Genomic DNA, 19,011 nt, shown 5'->3' on the forward strand with positions numbered 1-19,011 from the left:
CACTTTACCTCTAGTGTTGACTTCTGCGCGATCCTTGCCGAGAGATCTGGCATGCCGCTAGTAAATGCGCGCCCCTAGCGTATGCAAGCATGCGGCAAACCCCTCCGCTTGCGGATTTGCGGCCACTGTTCTTCCACGATTGAGATACAGCGTAACGATCCGGCTTGCTCCTCCTTGGATCGATAGCACCCGCAGAAGACCAGCCTCCAGCCATCGCTGCAACCTGTACTTTGGCAGCCAGGCATAGGCCAGCCCCTGGGCCAGCGTCGCAATCGCGCGCTCCAGGCTTTGCACTTTCCAGGAGCGCAAGGGATGCTGTCCACCCCTGCTCTTTTCCGCGAGCAGATAGTCGTTGCCGCCTGATACTGAAACCTGACAATGGCCCTCGAGATCGCCTGGAAACACGTCGCGCTTCAGTGCGAACAAGGGATTGTCCGGATGAGCGACGGCCACGTATTCGATACCGATCAGTTCCCTGCTGACGAAACCCGGCACGATTGCCGCGCTGATGACGAAGTCGACCTTATTTTCCTGGAGCGCCCGGCTGGCATGTTCCGCCGTCGCTTCCTGAATGCTCAAACGCAGTCCGCATGTGGACGACTCCTGTTCGCGCAAGGCATGCATCAGCAGATCGGGCGGAAAGTCCGGATCCACTGCAAGGCGAATCTCATGCCCCCATCCTTGACGGAGTTGCTCGGCAAATTCCTCCAGTTCCGTGGCACAGCGCACGAGTTCACGAGAACGTGACAACAGGATCCTGCCCTCCTCCGTTAGTTGCGCCTTGCGTCCTTTCAATACCAGTAGAGGCAGGCCTATCTGTTCCTGCAACTTGGCCAGTGCGTGGCTGATCGACGACTGGCTGACATGCAAGCTTTCGGCGGCACCCGCAAAGCCGTCGAAATCGACCACCGCGTGGAACATCCGCCATTGTTTCAGGCTGATCCGCATGCTCCTGATTTTCATTGGCGTGCCGGTTCTTGCCGGCATTTGGTGCTCTTCGTTGCCCAACGCCTCGAATGGGCCGCAGAATGGATCAGTTAATTTCATGTTCGCTCTCTTGATCAATGCAAAGGCGCGTTGCTTGTCTTAACGCTCCCGCGCTCGACCATTCACGGAAAACGTGCTGTCCTGTTCAAGCAAAAAAATTCTTTTAAACACAATCTTGTTTGCAAGCAGAGGATATGATTCTATTCATCGGCCTGCTTTGGGAGTTTGCGAAATATCAAACTTGGGAAGGGAGAATATTCTATAGCAAGATCGATACTAAATTTTTGATTACAATCAATATATTGCTAGATAATAATTTTCCTCCGTATGAAACAGCAAAATTGCAAAATGGAACATGGCTGATTTATAAAATTGTTTAGTAGCATCTAAAAACGCTTAGATTAGTCTTGCAATAAAAATAAATCGCGTATTTACAACATGCCAGTGTCATCAGTTACCAAGACCGTGTAACATTCGGTGTTACGGAATTTATAACTGTAAAGCTTCGCATACTTATGATTAAAGTGATGATTAGCGATCCTGACCTGATTGCGCGGGAAGGGATAAAGGAAATGCTCGCGGCGCACCCTGACTTTCACGTTATCTACGAGGCCAGCAATATAGGGGAAACCTTCCAGGGCCTGGAAGAAGCCTGTCCCGATGTCTGTGTACTCGAGCTCGCCATTGCGCGCCATTCTGGTCTCGGGCTCGTCCGTACATTGAAAAATCGCGTCAGCGTCCCGCTACTATTGATGAGTCATTGTCATGAGCGCGATTTTGCGTTGCGGGCGATCAGGGCCGGGGTCTCGGGATACCTGCCGAAGGATTGCTCGGCCGATCAACTTGCCTACGCCCTCAGGATCGCCGCCGATCGGCGCCCCTATGTCAGCGATATCGTTTGCGACCTGATCGTCGAAAGCCTTGTCGAAGGACGACCAAGAAGGTCCCATGACAATTTGTCCGATACCGACTTCGAGATCCTCTGCCTGATTGCGGAAGGAGTTCCGACCGCAAGGATCGCCGACATCTGCAGGCTTAGTGTCGCAGTGGTCCGGGGCCGCAGGGCCCGCATATTGGAGCGCATGGCTCTACGTAGCGATGCCGAACTGGTAGAGTATGCGATTAAGCGCAAGCTGATCGGTCAATCATACCCGGTGCTCTGATGGCTGGACGCAGTCAGGCCGGCTAGCGCGGCCGAGACATGTCGGACAGCCGGTTGGCGACAGCATACTGGACGATCTGCACGTTGGAATGGATGCCCATCTTATCCATCAGGCGGGCCTTGTGTGTGCTGACGGTCTTGACACTGATGCCGAGTTCGATCGCGATTTCCGACACTTTGTGACCGGCCGCCAAATGCTTGAAGATCTCGAACTCGCGTTGGGTCAGAGACCGGTGCGTGTGGTCTTTTCCCAGCTCATTGATGTCCGCTGCTACCAGCCTGCCTAGCTCCTCATGCAGGTAGCGCCGCCCTGACGAGACGGCTTTAATAGCAACAGGCAATTGACTGGCTCCGCAGCCGGCATCCAGCAAGCCACTGGCCCCAGCGCGAAGGAAGGCGAGCACCTGTTGCGAACTGAGCGAACGGGAAATAATGATCAATTGCAGAGAGGGATACGCTTGCCGGAGTTGATACACGCATTCAATATCGCCTGTATCGGCGGGATGACAGACAGCGACCAGCACGTCAGCCGTCTCCAGTCGCTGGTCGGAGAGGATCTCCAACCCGTAGCTGACCTCCGCGATCACCTGCATGTCGTCGTGCGGGTGCAGGATGCGTTTCATCCCTTCGCGCAGAACTGTCAGATTACTGGCCAGCACAACATCAATCATGAAGCGTCCTTCCTGCGCATTGCAACGTCGCGCATCCATGCCACCACGTCCCGCCGATGAGCGGGTACCTTGTGCGTTCGAAGTCCTGGTGTGCGCTAGCCGTCAACGTTGACGATGCTCGCCACGGCGGGACCTTGGCTCGACATGTTTCCTCTAACAAATACTGCGTTCTGTCGCCCAGCAGGATCGCCGCTGGCTTGCATTACGCAATGTACGTATTGAAATGAAATCGTCAGTTTGCCGGCGTTCGGCATTCTTTCAAGAAGAGAAGGCACGGGATGCTCAGGTCGCTTCGCCCGTCTCGCACTTCAAAAACCAGAACTATGCTGCAAGCATACTAAAACAGAAAGCGAGCGCAAGCATGTACCTTACGGACGAAACACACACTGCATGCGCGGCCTGCTCCGCCCCGGATGGCGGACACCGTTGCAATGCTGGAGCAAAGTCCTGTGGCGGCGCCAACGATACACGGCAAGCGGGCTTTGAAACTAGCCGAAGTCCTGATGAGTATCGCCCTGGCCGCTTGCATGGCTAAGAATCATGGCGCGGCCTTGCCGATGGCAGCGCGGCCTATTTGCGGCGGCTCGCGCGCAGGCGCGCGGCGCGGGCCGACAGCGCTGCCAGTGCACCGGCGCCGAAGACCAGCCAGGAGGCCGGTTCCGGCACGTTCGCCGGCACCGCCTGCATCAGCATGCCCTGGGTGCCATAGCACTCGAGCGACATGCCGCATGGGCCCTGGTCGCTGCGCGCGGCCAGCAGGGTGAAGGTGCGCCCTTCGCTGGCCATGTGGAAATCGGACTCGCCGTTGTTGGCGCGGATCTCGCCGCTCAGGAAGCCGCCCGGGAGGAAGTCCACCCACAGCCAGATGCGGTCGCCGAACATCTTCGGTGCGGCGCCGGCCTGGAAGTCGATGATGTTGCGGCTCCCGTTGTCGTCCTCGACCGAGTAGCGCAGCGACAGCAGGCTGGTTTGCGGATCGATGCAGCCCGGGTCGCGGCACAGGTTGTTGATGCCCAGTGCCAGCGTTCCGGCGGCGACCGCGGCGTCGGAGAACACCAGTTCCAGGCGGATGTCCGACGGCATATTCGGGCTGCTCTGGGTCTCATGCCAGCTGTAGATGACGTCGGCTTGCGCCGCATGCGCGGAAAATGCACAGGCCAGCATGGCGAAGAGGTGTTTTACGGTCACGATGAGCTCCAAAAAGTATCTGCGTTATTTAATTGAAGCAATATTCGCGCCTTGTTCATGAACTTCGCATAAGCCATTGATTTTGCACTTGTTTTGCAATGAGTTAAATGACAACGAAAAAGCATTGTTAAATTTTCCGACACTACCCGCCACGATTTAGTTCTGGCCGGAAATGGCAGTAACGCAAGCCGTGCCGATATAATCAGTGTGTTGTGCAACCACCAAGGAATGACACCGATGAAAGTGCTGCCCCTGTTTCTCCCCCTGGTCTTCCTGTCCGGCGCCGCGCTGGCGGACGATGCCGCCATCCTGAAGTGCCGCGCGCTGGGCGAGACCGGCGCGCGCCTGGCCTGCTACGACGCGATCCAGCTGGGCGCCAAGCCTGCAGCGCAGGCCGCAAGCGAGCCGGCAGCCGCGCCCGCGCGCAGCAAGGAAGCTGATTTCGGCATGGAAGCGGTCAAGCGGCGCGAAGCCGAACCGGCTTCGGTGACGAGCACGGTCGTGGGCGACTTCGAAGGCTGGGGTCCGGGTTCGCAGATCCGCCTGGCGAACGGCCAGGTATGGCGCATCATCGACGGCAGCGAAGCGATCCTGCCGCGCAAGCGCGATGCGAAGGTGACGATCGAGCGCAACATGTTCGGTACGCTCTTCCTGAAGGTGGACGGCTCTAACAGTTCGGCGAAGGTGCGCCGGGTCCAGTGAGGCTGCGCTGCATGTAGCAGGCCGCGCCGGGGTAGCCGGCCAGCGCTGCGCGCGCGAGCAGGCAATCGAGTAGCGCCGCGCGGTAGCCCAGCGCCGTCCAGAACCCGCGCGTGTCCTGCACCGACACCAGCGCGGAGGCGCCGAGCCCCTGTGCGCACGCCCAATCCAGCACCTTGCCGACCAGCGCCCGCGCCAGTCCACGTCCCTTGCCGCGCGGTGCGACGGCCAGGTCGTGCAGGTACAGCGTGTCGGCGTCCGGAGCAGGATCGAAGCGCGCGCCCAGCGGCGTGACCACGCCCAGGCGGCTGCGGTAGGCAAACAGGTAGGCGCACACGCCTTCGCCGTCGAGGGCGACCAGGCAGCTGCCGGCGGCAGTCTCCAGGCGCGCCAGGACGGCCGCCGCCGGCTCCTGCATCGAGGGCGGATAGCAGGCCGCCTGCACGGCGAGCACCGCGGGCAAATCTTCAAGGCGCATTGCGCGCAGATGGAAGGTGGCGTCGTCTTGCATGGGCTGGTTCCAACAATGCCCGACATTCTCGCATGCCTGCGCTCGTCGCTGGTCGCCTCGCCTTCGTCGTTCGTCGCGCAGGGGTTCCCTCCCCGGCTTGCCCTTCCTACACTCCTGACATTGCCTTATATTATTAACGACCCCGGAGGACGACATGTGGCGCAGGATAGCTAACTGGTACGACGACATCGAGCGCGAACAGATCGCGGTGCTGGAACGCCCCGAACTGGCGGCGCAGGTCCGCCCGGGCTTTCGCCGCTACATGGTCGACAAGCTGGCGACGATGACGCCCATCGAGCGCCAGCAACTACGCGATTTTTGCGTCACCTACCAGGGCCGCCGCCTGTGGATGGCGATTGCCAAGATGGCGGCCGCATTTACCGTGGCCGGGGCCCTGGTGCACTACATGACCGGAAAGGGCGGCTGGGTCGGCCACATCATCCTGTTCAACCTGCTGGGGTTTTCCGTCGCCGCCGGCGGCATCGCTGCCTGGTTCGACGCACGCCGCCTGCTGCAGGCCAAGCGCAAGATGCTGTTCCAGGCCGTCGGCGGAGCCCTGCTCGGCGCGGGAATCTGCTACGGCCTCCTGATGCTCACGCATCCGCGGCCCATCGACCAGATGGTGTCGCGCCTGCCGCAACTGTTCGTGACCACCCTGCTTGCCGGGGCCGTGTTCGCGCTTCCCATCCTGAGCATCGGGGCCTTTCGCCGCCGCCAGCAGGAAGCGCTCATGGCCCGGCTCCAGCGCGATGCGGAAGCCGAAAAGCTGGCCCGCGAACTGAGCGACTCGCAGCTGCGCATGCTGCGCGCCCAGATCGAGCCGCACTTCCTGTTCAACACCCTGGGCGCGGTGCAGCAGCTCGCGGCCGACGGCGCGCCGCGCGCCGCGGCGCTCACGGCCGACCTGATCGCCTTCCTGCGCGCCAGCTTCAGCGACATGCGCTGCGAGCAGGTCAGCCTGGCCACCGAATTCGCCACCACCGCGGCCTACCTGCGCGTGATGCAGGCCCGCATGGGCGCCCGGCTGCGCATCGACTGCGCCCTGCCGGAGTCCCTGGCCGGCATCGAGGTGCCGAGCATGATCGTGCTGACGCTGGCCGAGAACGCGATCAAGCACGGCATCGAGCCTTCGCTGCGCGGCGGCGAGATCCGCATCAGCGCCGAAGCCAGCGCCGACGGCATCCATATCCGGGTCGAGGACAGCGGGGTCGGGATGGGCGGCACGCCTGGCGAGGGCGCAGGCCTGGACAATGTGCGCCGCCGCCTGCAGCTGGCCTACGGCTCGGCCGCCCGGCTGCAGCTGCGCGACGCCGACCCGGGCGTCGTGGCCGAACTGAGGCTGCCCGCGATGGCGCCGCGCACGATCGAGGAGCCGGCATGACCCGCGTCCTGATCGCCGAAGACGAACCCCTGATGCGCGAGCGCCTGGCCGGCATGCTGGCCGCGCACTGGCCCCAGGCCCAGGTGGTAGTGCAGGCCGAGAACGGCAACGACGCCTGGGACGGTTTCCTGGAGCACGAGCCGGAAGTGGTCTTCCTGGACATCCGCATGCCCGGCCTGTCCGGCCTGGAAGTGGCCGAACGCATCGGCGGCAGCGCCCACGTGGTGTTCGTCACGGCCTACGACCAGTATGCGGTCGACGCCTTCGATGCCGGTGCGGTCGACTACCTGCTCAAACCCGTGCAGGCCGACCGGCTGGAACGGGCAGTGGGCCGCATCCGCGCGAAGCTGAGCAAGCCGCCCGCCGACCTGGGCGACCTGCTGCGCCACCTGAAGAGCGCCCTGCCCGGCGCCGCGCCCGAGAAGATGAAGTGGATCAAGGCGACCGTGGGCCGCCAGATCCGGCTGATCGACGTTGACGAGGTGCTGTTCTTCCAGTCCGACACCAAGTACACGCGGGTGGTGCTGCCCGGCCTCGAGGCGCTGGTGCGCACGCCGCTGAAGGACCTGCTCGGCGGGCTCGATCGCGACCGCTTCTGGCAGATCCACCGCGGCACCCTGGTCAACGTCGGCGCCATCGAGGCCGTGGAAAAGCTCGATGCCGAACGCATGCAGGTGCTGCTGCGCGGCTGCAGCGAGAAGCTGCCGGTGAGCCGCACCTTCACCCACCTGTTCCGCGACTGAACGATGCACATGAGGAATACGCCCTTTCCCGCCTTCAGGCGAGCGACCAGCGCCGACATCCCGGCCATGTCGGCCATCCGCCTGGCAGTGATCGAAAACGTGCTGTCCGACCCGAGCCGGGTCACGCTCGCGATGTACGAGGATTACCTCGACGCGGCAGGACGGGGATGGGTGGCCGAGATCGATGGCGCCGTCGCCGCTTTTTCCTACGCCGACCGGGAGCAGGGCTCGATCTGGGCGCTGTTCGTCAGTCCGGAGCACGAGGGACGGGGATTGGCCCGGCCGCTTCTGGCCGCCGCAGCCGCCTGGCTGTTCGCACTGGGCCACCCGCGCGTGACCTTGAGCACGGGCGCCGGCACCCGTGCCGACCGCTTCTACGCGCGCCAGGGATGGCAACGCAGGGCGCTGGGCGCCACGGAAGCCGAATACATGCTGGAACAGGGCAGCCCGGCCGCGAATCGTGCACGCCTTGACGCCGCCGGCCTCATCCCCCATGCTATTTAACTAACAACGTCTGCCTCGTCCACGAGGCTTGCACGGGAGTGCGCCCGGCGTGCAGTCACCCACTGCCCTGCCCTGCGCCCTTCCGGCAATTGCGCAGGCGTCCATTGACCTTGCCATCAACAGGACGACCGCATGACCCCGAACGAAACCGCCAAGCCGCCGCACGCCCCGATCGACTACATCCTCAATGCCAGCTGCCGCGCCGGCATCGGTATCGTGGCCGCCGTCGCCACCTTCCTGGCCGAGCGCGACTGCTACATCTGCGCGCTCGAGCAGTTCGACGACGACTCCACCGAGCGCTTCTTCATGCGCGCGGTGTTCCGGCGCCAGGGCGCCTCGCCCGCCATCGGCGATATCCGCGAGCAGTTCGGCGTGCTGGCGGCCGGGCGCCTGCAGATGGGCTGGAAGATCCACGACCCGGCCGATCCGGTCAAGACCGTGATCATGGTCTCGAAAGACGACCACTGCCTCGACGACCTGCTCTACCGGCGCCGCAATGGGGAACTGAACATGTCGGTCACGGCCGTGGTGTCGAACCACCTCGACCTGCGCCCGATGGTCGAGCGCGAAGGCATCCGTTTCATCTTCCTGCCCGTCACGAAAGAGAACAAGGGGCTGCAGGAAGCGCGGCTGCTCGAGGTGGTCGAGGAGACCGGCGCGGAGCTGGTGATCCTGGCGCGATACATGCAGATCCTGTCGGACGAGCTGGCCAGCCGCCTTGCCGGCCGCTGCATCAACATCCACCACTCCTTCCTGCCCGGTTTCAAGGGCGCCAAGCCCTACCACCAGGCCTTCGACCGCGGCGTCAAGCTGATCGGCGCGACCGCGCATTACGTCACGCCCGACCTCGACGAAGGCCCGATCATCGAGCAGGTGCTGACCCGGGTCGACCATAACTTCAAGCCCGAGCAGCTGGTGCGGGTGGGGCGCGACAATGAATGCATGGCGCTGGCGGCGGCCGTCAAATTCCATATCGAGCGCCGGGTTTTCGTCCATGGAAACAAGACCATCGTGTTCCGCGGCAGCTGATCTCCTGCTCAGCCATAGTAAAAATCAATTGCAATTCGGCAAAGAAATATCGCTATAATTGCTGTAACGGTCGCCGGCCGGCACGGTCAGACGGATGGATTTGGCGGAACGAATAGTTGCCATGAAGTTACATTGCGTGAGACTCCAGCCAGCACCTTGATATCACAATGACGCCGCGCCCAGGGCACCTTGCCTTGCCCCGCCTTTCGTATCTCTCGTAGCCTAGCCGTATCCTTGAACAGCCACCTCGTGCCCCGCCCCCAGAGCCCAGACACACTCGCGATCGACCCGCTGCGCGCCGAGTTCGCCGAGGGCCGCACCGAAGCCGCGTATCTCGCCCACCAGCAGCCGCGCACCCGGGCGCAACTGGCTTTCACGCTGCTGTTCTGCACCCTGTTCTTCCTGTGTTTCTTCGCCACCGATGTCGCGGCGCTCGGCCTGGTGGCGGACACGGCGACCTTGCTGGCGGCAAGGCTGGTCGTGGCCGTCACCGCCGGCGCCTGCGCCTGGCTGGCCGTGCGCCGGCCCCTTTCGGTCAGGGCCACCCGGCTCGCGGCCAGCATTGCCGAAGCCGTGGCGCTGGCCTGCTTCATGGTGATTGCCGTTCACCGTCCGGGCGAATTCCACTGGCATGCCATGTCGCTGGCGATCATGCTGCTGGTGATCTACCTGTATATCCCGAACCGCCTGGCCTATGCCCTGGGCCTGGCGGCAGCGGCGACCGCCGTCTTCCTGGCGCTCACCTTGCGCGTCGCGGCGCTGGGTTTTGCCGACATGCTGACCCTGGGCATGCTGCTGGTCCTGGTCAATACCTTCGGCGCGCTGGCGGCGCGGCGCTACGGGCAGGTGGCCCGGGAAGAATTCCGCGCCCAGGTCGTGCTCCAGCACGCGGCCGAGCGCGACCACCTGACCGGCTGCTACAACCGCCGCTACCTGCACGAGCATCTGATGGGAGCAGCCACGCTGCCGTCCGCGGGCGAGCCGCTGAGCGTGATCCTGTGCGACATCGACAGCTTCAAGCAGGTCAACGATACCTATGGCCACGCAGGGGGCGACGCGGTGCTGGCCGGCTTTGCCGCCCTGCTGCAGTCGCGCGCGCGCGAGGGCATCGACAGCGTGGTGCGCTACGGCGGCGAGGAATTCCTGCTGGTGCTGCCGGGCACCGGCCGCGAGGCGGGCGTGCACCTGGCCGAAAGCCTGCGCGCACGCTTCGGCGCCACGCCGGCCGCCGGCGCCGAAGGCCAGCCTATCCATGCCACCGCCAGTTTCGGCGTCGCCTCGCTCGAGCAGGGCTCGAGCGTCCCGGGCGCGCTCGCAGCGCTGATCGATGCGGCCGACAAGCTGATGTACGCAGCCAAGCGCAATGGCCGCAATCGGGTGGAGTCCCTCGCCCTGCCGGCAGCGCTGGCGGCGGCGGCCTGAATCACGCCGCGGTATCGGCGCGCGATACCGGGACGCCAGCCGGGTGCGACTTCGCCTGCAGCGCTTGAACCGGCGGCCGGCCGGCTCGATCATGAGGACATCCCTACCACGGAGTCCGTCATGAAACCCTTCGTCCTTGCCTGCCTGCTGGCCATGGCCGCGGCAAACGCCCAGGCCGCCGGCCAATCCACGCCCTCGCAGGCCAGCGCGAATTTGTCGGCGACGGTCGTCGGCGGCGCCGTGGATGCCGTGGCTGCTGCCGGCAGCATGATCGTGGCCAGCGTCCATCAGGTCGCCGGCGGCATCGACCTCGTACTCGAGAGCCTGGCCGACGGCAGCCGCGCCACCGTGCGCCTGTCGGGGCGCGGTCTTGGCGGCCTGTCGCTGGTGGCGGGCGCCAGCGTCGAAGTGGTCGCCGCATCGACCGGCCAGGTGCTGGTCATGGCCGGCAAGGCGATCGCCTTCCTGCCCAACGAAGCGGGCAAGGCCCTGCTGCACCACGGACGGGCGCTGTGATGCGCCGCCTAATCCTGGCGGTCTTGCTGGCCACCGCGCTGCCGGCATCGGCCGGCCAGCCCTGCGAAGAAACACCGCTGAGCCCACGGGAAGTGATCGCGTCGATGGACCTGGCCCGGCGCACCGTGGCCATGCTCGATGCCAGCGGCGCACAGGTCGCGCTGGTATCGCGCGCCGGCCAGGACCTGTCGCGCTACCGCTTGCGCTATTCGCACATGGGGATCGCGCTGCGCGAGCACCCGGCCGGTCGCTGGACCGTGGTGCATGCGCTCAACGACTGCGGCAGCGCCGCTTCCACCCTGTACAACGAAGGCATGGGCAACTTCTTCCTCACCGACCTGTACCGGCACGAGGCGCAGCTGGTCATTCCGGGCCCTGCGCTGCAGGCCAGGCTGGCCGCGCTGTTTGGCGCGCGCACGCCCCTGCGGCTGCACGAGCCGAAATACAACATGCTGGCCTACGTGTACTCGACCCGCTACCAGAACTCCAACGGCTGGGTGCTGGAGACGCTCGCCGCGGCGGCCGCCCCGCCGGGCCAGGTCGAGAGCCGCGCCGCGGCCCAGGACTGGCTGCGCGCCATCGGCTACCGCCCGCCTACCATCGAGGTCCCGGCCGCGGTACGCCTGGGGGCGCGCCTGCTGCGCGCCAACGTGGCCTTCGACGACCATCCGTTCGAGCGCCGCATGGCCGGCCAGATCGACACCGTGAGTACCGAGGCCGTGCTGCAGATGCTGCGCATGGCCGACCCGCAGGCCAGGGTCTTGAGCCTCGATTGAGCCGGCGAATGCAGTTGGTACGTGTGTGAACTAACCGAAGCGCGCCCGTGGCGGCAGTAAGCTCGACCTTCGCTGACAAAGAGGACGGCCATGGACCTTCATCAGGAATACCCGATCCGGCTGCGCATCAACGGACAGGACCGGCAGTTCGAGGTCCAGTCCTGGGTGACGCTGCTGGACCTGCTGCGCGAGCGTGCGGAGCTCACCGGCACCAAGAAGGGCTGCGACCACGGGCAGTGCGGCGCCTGCACCGTGCTGGTGGAGGGCAAGCGCATCAACTCCTGCCTGACCCTGGCCGTCATGCACAATGGCCACGAGGTGACCACGGTCGAAGGCCTGGCCAGCGGCGACGAGCTGCACCCGCTGCAGCAGGCCTTCATCGACTGCGACGCCTTCCAGTGCGGCTACTGCACGCCCGGCCAGCTGTGCTCCGCCGCGGGCCTGATCGCCGAAGGCCAGGCGAAGAACGTCGACGACGTGCGCGAACTGATGAGCGGCAACCTGTGCCGCTGCGGCGCCTACCCGCAGATCCGGGAAGCGGTCATGCAGGTCATGGGAATCGACAGCAAGGATCAGCCGGGCGAAACCGGCAAGCCCTTCACGACCGGTCCGGTGCTCGCATGAACCCGTTCACCTTTACCCAAGCGGCGGACATCGACGCCGCGCTGGCAGCAATTGGCGCCGGCGCGCGCCCGATCGCGGGCGGCACCAACTTGCTGGACCTGATGAAGGAAGGGGTGATGCGGCCCGGCCAGCTGGTCGATATCAATGCGCTGGGCCTGGACCAGGTCGAGGAAGCGGCCGGCGGCCTGCGCCTGGGCGCGCTGGCGCGCAATGCCGATACCGCCTACCACCCGCTGGTGCGCAGCCGCTACCCGCTGCTCAGCGCCGCGATCCTGGCCGGCGCCTCGCCCCAGCTGCGCAACATGGCCACCAACGGCGGCAACCTGCTGCAGCGTACCCGCTGCTATTACTTCTACGATGTCGGCACGCCCTGCAACAAGCGCGAGCCCGGTAGCGGCTGTCCCGCGAAAGATGGCCTGAACCGCCAGCTGGCCATCCTCGGCACCAGCGAGGACTGCATCGCCACCCACCCGTCCGACATGTGCGTAGCCCTGCGCGCGCTGGACGCCGTGGTGCATGTGCGCTCCATCGGGGGCCAGCGCGAGATCGCGTTTGCCGATTTTCACCGCCTGCCGGGCGAGCGGCCCGAGGTCGACAACACCCTGGCGCCCGGCGAGCTCGTCACCCATATCGCCCTGCCCGACGCCAGCCGCTTCGCCGGACATTCGGCCTATATCAAGGTGCGCGACCGTCTGTCCTACGCATTTGCCTTGGTGTCGGTGGCCGCTGCCCTCGACCTCGATGGCGGCACGGTCCGCGCGGCGCGCATCGCGCTGGGCGGCGTGGCCCACAAGCCATGGCGGGTGGAAGAAGCGGAAAACGCGCTCGCCGGCAAGCAGGCCGGCGAGGAAGCCTTCGGGGCGGCCGCCGACATCGTCCTGCGCGGCGCGCAGGGCTTTGGCCAGAACGATTTCAAGCTCCTTCTTGCGCGCAACACCATCGTGCAGGCCTTGTCCGCTGCCGCCCGCGGCACCCAATTCGCAACAGGAGCACAACGATGACCGACCTGATCCCCGAACTGCGCACGCCCGTGGCCCCGGAAGGCACGGGCCGGGTGCGCAGCGGCATGGCAGTCTCGCGCGTCGACGGCCGCGCCAAGGTCACCGGCGCGGCCAAATATGCCGCCGAAGAAAGCGCGCCCAACCTGGTGTATGGCGTGGTGGTGAGCAGCACCATCGCCAAGGGACGCATCACTGCCATCGACACGGTGGACGCGCTCACCGCGCACGGTGTCGTGGCCGTGATCACCCACCTGAACCGGCCCAAGGTGCGCGCCTACGACATCGCCTACAAGGATATGACCGCACCCGGCGGCTCCCCCTTCCGGCCGCTGTTCAGCGACCGGATCTTCTACAGCGGCCAGCCGGTGGCGCTGGTCGTGGCCAGCAGCTTCGAAGCCGCGCGCCATGCGGCGCAGCTGGTGAAAGTGCGCTACGAAGAAGAAGAGCACGAGACCGACCTGATGGCCACCCTCGACCAGGCCTACGAGCCGCGCGCCAGGAAAGCGGGCTTCTCGCCGCCCAGCTCCACCGGCGACGCCGACCGGGCCTTCGAGGCGGCCCCGGTCAAGGTCGAAGCGCAGTTCTACCATGGCGTCGAACACCACAACCCGATGGAGATGTTCGCCACCACCGTCATCCGCGCCGACGACGGCCACCTGACCATCTACGACAAGACCCAGAGTTCCCAGAACAACCGCTGGTATGTGTCGCGCGCCTTTGGCCTGCCCAAGAGCAAGGTCACGGTCCGCAATCCGTACGTGGGCGGCGCCTTCGGCTCGGGCCTGCGCCCGCAATACCAGCTGACCCTGGCGGTGATGGCCGCGCTCCAGCTCAAGTGTTCGGTGCGGGTGGTGCTCACGCGCCAGCAGATGTTCAGCTTCGGGCATCGGCCCGAGACCTGGCAGAAGGTGCGGCTCGCGGCCAACCCGGACGGCAAGCTGCAGGCCATCATGCACGAGGCGATCCAGGAGACCTCGCGCCTGGAAGACTACGTGGAAGTGGTGGTGAACTGGTCCGGGCAGCTCTACGCCTGCGACAACATCAAACTGGGCTACAAGATCGTGGCCCACGACCGCCATTCGCCGCTCGACATGCGCGCGCCGGGCGCGGCCCACGGCATGCATGCGCTCGAAGTGGCGATGGACGAACTGGCCTACAAGCTCGACATGGACCCGCTGGCGCTACGGCGCATCAACCATGCCGCGCGCAATCCGCTCGACGGCAAGCCCTACTCCAGCAAGGAGCTCAGCCAGTGCTACGACAAGGGCGCGCAGCGTTTCGGCTGGGCCGATCGCCCGCTCGCGCCGCGCTCGATGCGCGACGGCGAGGAGCTGGTGGGCTGGGGCATGGCGACCGGCTTCTGGGATTCGCTGGTGATGGTGGCGCGCGTGAGCGCCGTGCTGCATGCGGACGGGCGCCTGGTGGTGAGCAGCGCGGCGTCGGACATCGGCACCGGCACCTATACCGTGATGTCGATGATCGCGGCCGAAGCCATGGGCCTGCCGATGGAACGGGTCACCTTCCAGCTGGGCGACTCGACCCTGCCGATGGCGCCGGTCGAGGGCGGCTCCTCGCACGTTGCCACGGTCGGCAGCGGCGTGCATGGCGCCTGCGAGAAGCTGCAAAAGCGCCTGTTCAAGCTGGCGCAGGAGATGCCCGGTTCCCGCTTCAAGGGGGTGCGCCGGAAGGACATCGCGTTCCAGGATGGCGCCATCATGCTGCGCAACCGGCCCGAGACCGCGCTGCAGCTGAGCGAGGTGCTGGCGTCGAACCAGCTGGAGCGGCTCGAGGAGAAATACCTGATGACGCCGCAGCTGCTCAAGCAGCGCAACTTCACGCGCGCCGTGCATTCGGCCGTGTTCTGCGAGGTGCGCGTCAACGAACAGCTGGGCATGGTACGGGTGACACGCGTGGTCAGCGCGGTGGCGGCCGGGCGCATCATCAGCGCCAAGACCGCCGCCAGCCAGGTCAGCGGCGCGGTGGTCTGGGGCATCAGCCACGCGCTGCACGAAGAAAGCTTTACCGACCACCGCTCCGGGCGCTTCATGAACCACAACTTCGCCGAATACCACGTGGCGGTGAACGCCGACGTCCACGACATCGAGGTGATCTTCGCCGAGGAGGACGACCGCGTCGTCAGCAAGCAGCTCGGCGCCAAGGGGGTCGGCGAGATCGGCATCGTCGGGGTGTCGGCGGCCATCAGCAATGCCATCTTCCACGCCACCGGCAAGCGCCTGCGCAGCACGCCGATCACACCCGACAAGATCCTGCTGGGCGACCAAGCGATTCCGGTTCCCGATCCGGCCTGACCCGACCCGTTGGCCGCCCGACCCGTACCGCGGATGCCAACTGCAACGTCGGGGTCAGGTCTGACATTCGGACACGAGCACAGCCGTATTCCAGCTGAGTCCGTGTCTCAATGTCAGACCTGACCCCGGTTGTGATGTCGGTTGCGCCGCTGCCCGTACGCCGTTTTTCCAACAAGGAAAACGCATCTGATTCAGGTCATCGACACTGCATGATTTAGCTCAGTTTTCGTGCGCTACACCGTATCGTTGGGGGTATGCCATACGCATTTCCACTTAGTTGCAAATCCAACTATTTGCTGGTACAACAACTCCTGTGTACGCACATTAATCAAATCCAGCAGGCCCGTATCGCCATCGACAGCATCGGACTAGCAGCGTACCCAGCACCGCCCATACTGATAACCGAGGTTAGAGGAAGACACCGATGAAAACCACATTCTTGCGCACCGCCGCAGCCATTGCCCTGCTCGGCAGCACGATGGCCTACGCCCAGACCTACCCGACCAAGACCATCACGATGATCGTGCCGTTCGCCGCCGGCGGACCGACCGACACCGTGGCGCGCCTGGTCGCCCAGTCGATGGGCACCACGCTCAAGCAGCAGATCATCATCGAGAACGTCGGCGGCGCCGGCGGCACCATCGGCGCGGCGCGCGTGGCCAAGGCGACGCCGGACGGCTACACGCTGTTCCTGCACCACATCGGCCAGTCGACCGCCCCAGGCCTGTACCGCAAGCTGAGCTACAACGCGATGGACAGCTTCGAGCCGATCGGCCTGATCACCGACGTGCCGATGACCCTGGTGGCGCGCAAGGACTTCCCGGCCAAGGACTTCAAGGAACTGCTGGCCTACGTGAAGGCCAACAAGACCAAGGTCACCTATGCCAACGCGGGCCTGGGTTCGGCCTCGCACCTGTGCGGCATGCTGTTCCAGACCGCCATCGGCGTCGACCTGACCACCGTGCCGTACAAGGGCACCGGCCCGGCCATGAACGACCTGCTGGGCGGCCAGGTGGACATCATGTGCGACCAGACCACCAACACCACCAGCCAGATCAAGGGCGGCAAGATCAAGGTCTACGGCGTCACCACCAAGTCGCGCCTGGCCTCGATGCCCGACGTGCCGACCATGAACGAAGCCGGCCTGCCGGGCTTCGAAGTGGCGGTGTGGCACGGCATGTATGCGCCGAAGGGCACCCCGAAGCCGGTCGTCGATACCCTGGCGAGCGCCCTGCGCACCGCGCTGAAAGACCCGACCGTCAAGCAGCGCTTCGCCGACCTCGGCACCGAGCCGGTGGCCGAAGCCCGCGCGCGTCCGGAAGCCCTGAAGGCGCACCTGAAGGCCGAGATCGACCGCTGGGGCCCGATCATCACCAAGGCCGGCCAGTACGCCGACTAAGCACCAGCCTGTAGCAAGGCAGCATTGCCGCGCAGCGCCCCTGGCCTGCGCGGCACTCCCGTATAAACAATAAGCAACAAGGGGTTCGCAGTGGCTTCCATCGTCCGCCATCCACAGAATTTCTGGATCGGCATCATCTTCCTGTTCTTCGGTCTCGCCGCCGTGTATTTCGGCTGGGAGCACGACATGGGCACCGCCGGCCGCATGGGCCCGGCCTATTTCCCGTCCGTACTTGGCACGCTGCTCGCCGTCGTCGGCCTGGCCAGCGTGGTGCGCTCCTTCATCGGCCACGGCGAAACCATCGGCAGGTTCCACGTCAAGAACATCGTCATCATCCTGGCCGCCGTGCTGCTGTTCGGTGCCCTGATGCGCACCGCGGGCCTGGCCATCGCCGCCTTCGTGCTGGTGATGCTCAGCGCCTGGGCCAGCCCCAAGTTCCGTCTCAAGAACACGCTGCTGCTCGCGGTCGGCCTGACGATCTTCGCGGTGGTGCTGTTCGTGAAGCTGCTCGGCCTGCCGATGCCGATCATCGGCCCACTGCTCTCGGGAGGCTAAGCACATGGAAATCTTTGCCAACCTCGGACTGGGCCTGGAAACGGCCTTCACCCTCACCAACCTGTTCTACTGCCTGGTCGGCGTCTTTGTCGGCACCGCCGTCGGCGTGCTGCCGGGCCTGGGCCCGATCGCCACCATCGCGATGCTGCTGCCGGCCACCTTCGGCCTGCCGCCGATCTCGGCGCTGATCATGCTCTCCGGTATTTACTACGGCGCGCAGTACGGCGGCTCGACCACGGCCATCCTGGTCAACCTGCCGGGCGAATCGTCCTCGGTCGTGACCGCGCTCGACGGCTACCAGATGGCGCGCCAGGGCAATGCCGGCAAGGCGCTCGCCACGGCGGCGCTGTCCTCGTTCTTCGCCGGCACCGTCGCCACCGTGCTGCTGGCCCTGTTCGCGCCGCCGCTGGCCGACCTCGCGCTCAAGTTCGGCCCGGCCGAATACTTCTCGCTGATGGTGCTCGGCCTGGTCGCTTCGGTGGTGCTGGCCTCCGGTTCGCTGCTCAACGCGATCGGCATGGTGCTGCTCGGCCTGCTGCTCGGCCTGATCGGCACCGACGTCAACTCGGGCGCCCAGCGCTACACCTTCGACATGCCCGAGCTGGCCGACGGCATCAACTTCGTGATCGTCGCGATGGGCATGTTCGGCATCGGCGAGATCATCCGCAACCTCGAGCACGACGAAGACCGCAGCCTGATCATGAAGAAGGTCAAGGGCCTGATGCTGACCCGCGACGACTTCAAGCGCATCATTGCGCCGGTATTGCGCGGCACGGCCCTGGGCTCGGCGCTGGGCATCCTGCCGGGCGGCGGCGCGATGCTGGCCTCGTTCTCCGCCTACTCGATCGAAAAGAAGGTCTCGAAGAACTCGGCCAACTTCGGCAAGGGTGCGATCGAAGGCGTGGCGGCCCCGGAAGCGGCCAACAACGCCGGCGCGCAGACCTCGTTCATCCCGATGCTGACCCTGGGCATCCCGTCGAACCCGGTGATGGCGCTGATGATCGGCGCCATGATCATCCAGGGCATCCAGCCGGGTCCGGCCGTCATGACCGAGCAGCCTGCGTTGTTCTGGGGCCTGATCGTGTCGATGTGGTTCGGCAACCTGTTCCTGGTCGTGCTGAACCTGCCGATGATCGGCCTGTGGGTCAAGATGATCATGGTCCCGTACCACAACCTGTTCCCGGCGATCCTGATGTTCTGCGCCATCGGCGTGTTCAGCCTGAACAACAACGAGTTCGACGTCTACCTGATGGCGCTGTTCGGCCTGTTCGGCTACATCTGCGCGAAGCTCGGTGCCGAACCGGCGCCGATGCTGCTCGGGTATATCATCGGCCCGATGATGGAAGAATACCTGCGCCGCGCCCTGCTGCTGTCGCAGAGCGACCCGATGGTCTTCGTCACCCGCCCGATCAGCGCCGTCATGCTGGCCATGGCTGCCATCGCACTGATCGTCGTGATGCTGCCTTCACTGCGCAAGAAGCGCGAAGAAGCCTTCCAGGAAGAGTAAGCCCGCCTGACTGCGCGCCCCGGCCAG

At 64.9% G+C, this 19,011-nt stretch carries 19 protein-coding genes; 15 read left to right on the forward strand and 4 right to left on the reverse strand.

What is annotated here, in order from left to right:
- Nucleotides 1-57: 57 nt before the first annotated feature.
- Nucleotides 58-1,047: a LysR family transcriptional regulator gene (locus AC3XQU_RS04210; RefSeq protein WP_489872887.1), complete on the reverse strand. Its 990-nt coding sequence runs from the start codon at nt 1,045-1,047 to the stop codon at nt 58-60.
- A gap of 455 nt (nt 1,048-1,502) precedes the next feature.
- Here AC3XQU_RS04210 and AC3XQU_RS04215 point away from each other — a divergent pair, with 455 nt between their 5' ends.
- Nucleotides 1,503-2,150 (forward strand): response regulator, encoded by a 648-nt coding sequence (locus AC3XQU_RS04215; RefSeq protein ID WP_489872888.1) that lies wholly within the window; start codon nt 1,503-1,505, stop codon nt 2,148-2,150.
- A 22-nt stretch (nt 2,151-2,172) separates the two neighbouring features.
- Here AC3XQU_RS04215 and AC3XQU_RS04220 read toward each other — a convergent pair whose 3' ends face one another.
- Nucleotides 2,173-2,820, reverse strand: a complete 648-nt coding sequence (locus AC3XQU_RS04220; protein ID WP_489872889.1) for a LuxR C-terminal-related transcriptional regulator — start codon at nt 2,818-2,820, stop codon at nt 2,173-2,175.
- A 570-nt stretch (nt 2,821-3,390) separates the two neighbouring features.
- Nucleotides 3,391-4,008, reverse strand: coding sequence for a PEP-CTERM sorting domain-containing protein (locus tag AC3XQU_RS04225; protein ID WP_489872890.1), 618 nt, complete (start codon nt 4,006-4,008; stop codon nt 3,391-3,393).
- 237 nt (nt 4,009-4,245) lie between these two features.
- Between AC3XQU_RS04225 and AC3XQU_RS04230 the strand changes: the two genes are divergently transcribed.
- Nucleotides 4,246-4,710, forward strand: coding sequence for a hypothetical protein (locus AC3XQU_RS04230; protein WP_489872891.1), 465 nt, complete (start codon nt 4,246-4,248; stop codon nt 4,708-4,710).
- Here AC3XQU_RS04230 and AC3XQU_RS04235 read toward each other — a convergent pair.
- Nucleotides 4,676-5,218: a GNAT family N-acetyltransferase gene (locus tag AC3XQU_RS04235; protein WP_489872892.1), complete on the reverse strand. Its 543-nt coding sequence runs from the start codon at nt 5,216-5,218 to the stop codon at nt 4,676-4,678. The genes AC3XQU_RS04230 and AC3XQU_RS04235 overlap by 35 nt on opposite strands.
- A gap of 154 nt (nt 5,219-5,372) precedes the next feature.
- On the opposite strand from AC3XQU_RS04235, the gene AC3XQU_RS04240 reads away from it, so the two are divergent.
- The 13 genes from AC3XQU_RS04240 (at nt 5,373) to AC3XQU_RS04300 (ending at nt 18,984) form a co-directional block, all read left to right on the forward strand.
- Nucleotides 5,373-6,599, forward strand: a complete 1,227-nt coding sequence (locus AC3XQU_RS04240; protein WP_489872893.1) for a sensor histidine kinase — start codon at nt 5,373-5,375, stop codon at nt 6,597-6,599.
- Nucleotides 6,596-7,342, forward strand: a complete 747-nt coding sequence (locus AC3XQU_RS04245) for a LytR/AlgR family response regulator transcription factor (protein ID WP_489872894.1) — start codon at nt 6,596-6,598, stop codon at nt 7,340-7,342. Before AC3XQU_RS04240 ends, AC3XQU_RS04245 begins: the two co-directional genes overlap by 4 nt.
- A gap of 9 nt (nt 7,343-7,351) precedes the next feature.
- Nucleotides 7,352-7,846, forward strand: a complete 495-nt coding sequence (locus tag AC3XQU_RS04250) for a GNAT family N-acetyltransferase (protein ID WP_489872895.1) — start codon at nt 7,352-7,354, stop codon at nt 7,844-7,846.
- 132 nt (nt 7,847-7,978) lie between these two features.
- Nucleotides 7,979-8,875 carry a formyltetrahydrofolate deformylase gene (gene purU / locus AC3XQU_RS04255; protein ID WP_489872896.1) on the forward strand — a complete coding sequence of 299 codons (897 nt, stop codon included), beginning with the start codon at nt 7,979-7,981 and terminating at the stop codon, nt 8,873-8,875.
- Between the two features lie 234 nt (nt 8,876-9,109).
- A complete protein-coding gene (locus AC3XQU_RS04260) occupies nt 9,110-10,297 on the forward strand; it encodes a GGDEF domain-containing protein (RefSeq protein WP_489872897.1) in 1,188 nt (395 codons plus the stop codon).
- Between the two features lie 120 nt (nt 10,298-10,417).
- Nucleotides 10,418-10,813: a hypothetical protein gene (locus AC3XQU_RS04265; RefSeq protein ID WP_489872898.1), complete on the forward strand. Its 396-nt coding sequence runs from the start codon at nt 10,418-10,420 to the stop codon at nt 10,811-10,813.
- A complete protein-coding gene (locus AC3XQU_RS04270) occupies nt 10,813-11,589 on the forward strand; it encodes a DUF2145 domain-containing protein (protein WP_489872899.1) in 777 nt (258 codons plus the stop codon). The genes AC3XQU_RS04265 and AC3XQU_RS04270 overlap by 1 nt, the downstream gene beginning before the upstream one ends.
- A gap of 90 nt (nt 11,590-11,679) precedes the next feature.
- Complete coding sequence (locus tag AC3XQU_RS04275) at nt 11,680-12,213, forward strand: (2Fe-2S)-binding protein (RefSeq protein ID WP_489872900.1); 534 nt, start codon at nt 11,680-11,682, stop codon at nt 12,211-12,213.
- Nucleotides 12,210-13,214: an FAD binding domain-containing protein gene (locus AC3XQU_RS04280; protein WP_489872901.1), complete on the forward strand. Its 1,005-nt coding sequence runs from the start codon at nt 12,210-12,212 to the stop codon at nt 13,212-13,214. Before AC3XQU_RS04275 ends, AC3XQU_RS04280 begins: the two co-directional genes overlap by 4 nt.
- Nucleotides 13,211-15,523, forward strand: coding sequence for a xanthine dehydrogenase family protein molybdopterin-binding subunit (locus AC3XQU_RS04285; protein WP_489872902.1), 2,313 nt, complete (start codon nt 13,211-13,213; stop codon nt 15,521-15,523). The genes AC3XQU_RS04280 and AC3XQU_RS04285 overlap by 4 nt, the downstream gene beginning before the upstream one ends.
- A 424-nt stretch (nt 15,524-15,947) precedes the next feature.
- The gene (locus AC3XQU_RS04290) at nt 15,948-16,922 is read left to right on the forward strand and encodes a tripartite tricarboxylate transporter substrate binding protein BugD (protein ID WP_489872903.1); all 975 of its coding nucleotides are present in this window, start codon (nt 15,948-15,950) and stop codon (nt 16,920-16,922) included.
- A gap of 90 nt (nt 16,923-17,012) precedes the next feature.
- The gene (locus tag AC3XQU_RS04295; protein ID WP_489872904.1) at nt 17,013-17,477 is read left to right on the forward strand and encodes a tripartite tricarboxylate transporter TctB family protein; all 465 of its coding nucleotides are present in this window, start codon (nt 17,013-17,015) and stop codon (nt 17,475-17,477) included.
- Nucleotides 17,478-17,481: 4 nt separating this feature from the next.
- The gene (locus AC3XQU_RS04300; RefSeq protein ID WP_489872905.1) at nt 17,482-18,984 is read left to right on the forward strand and encodes a tripartite tricarboxylate transporter permease; all 1,503 of its coding nucleotides are present in this window, start codon (nt 17,482-17,484) and stop codon (nt 18,982-18,984) included.
- Nucleotides 18,985-19,011 lie beyond the last annotated feature (27 nt).

This window comes from Telluria sp. AZSoR62 (assembly GCF_058111565.1).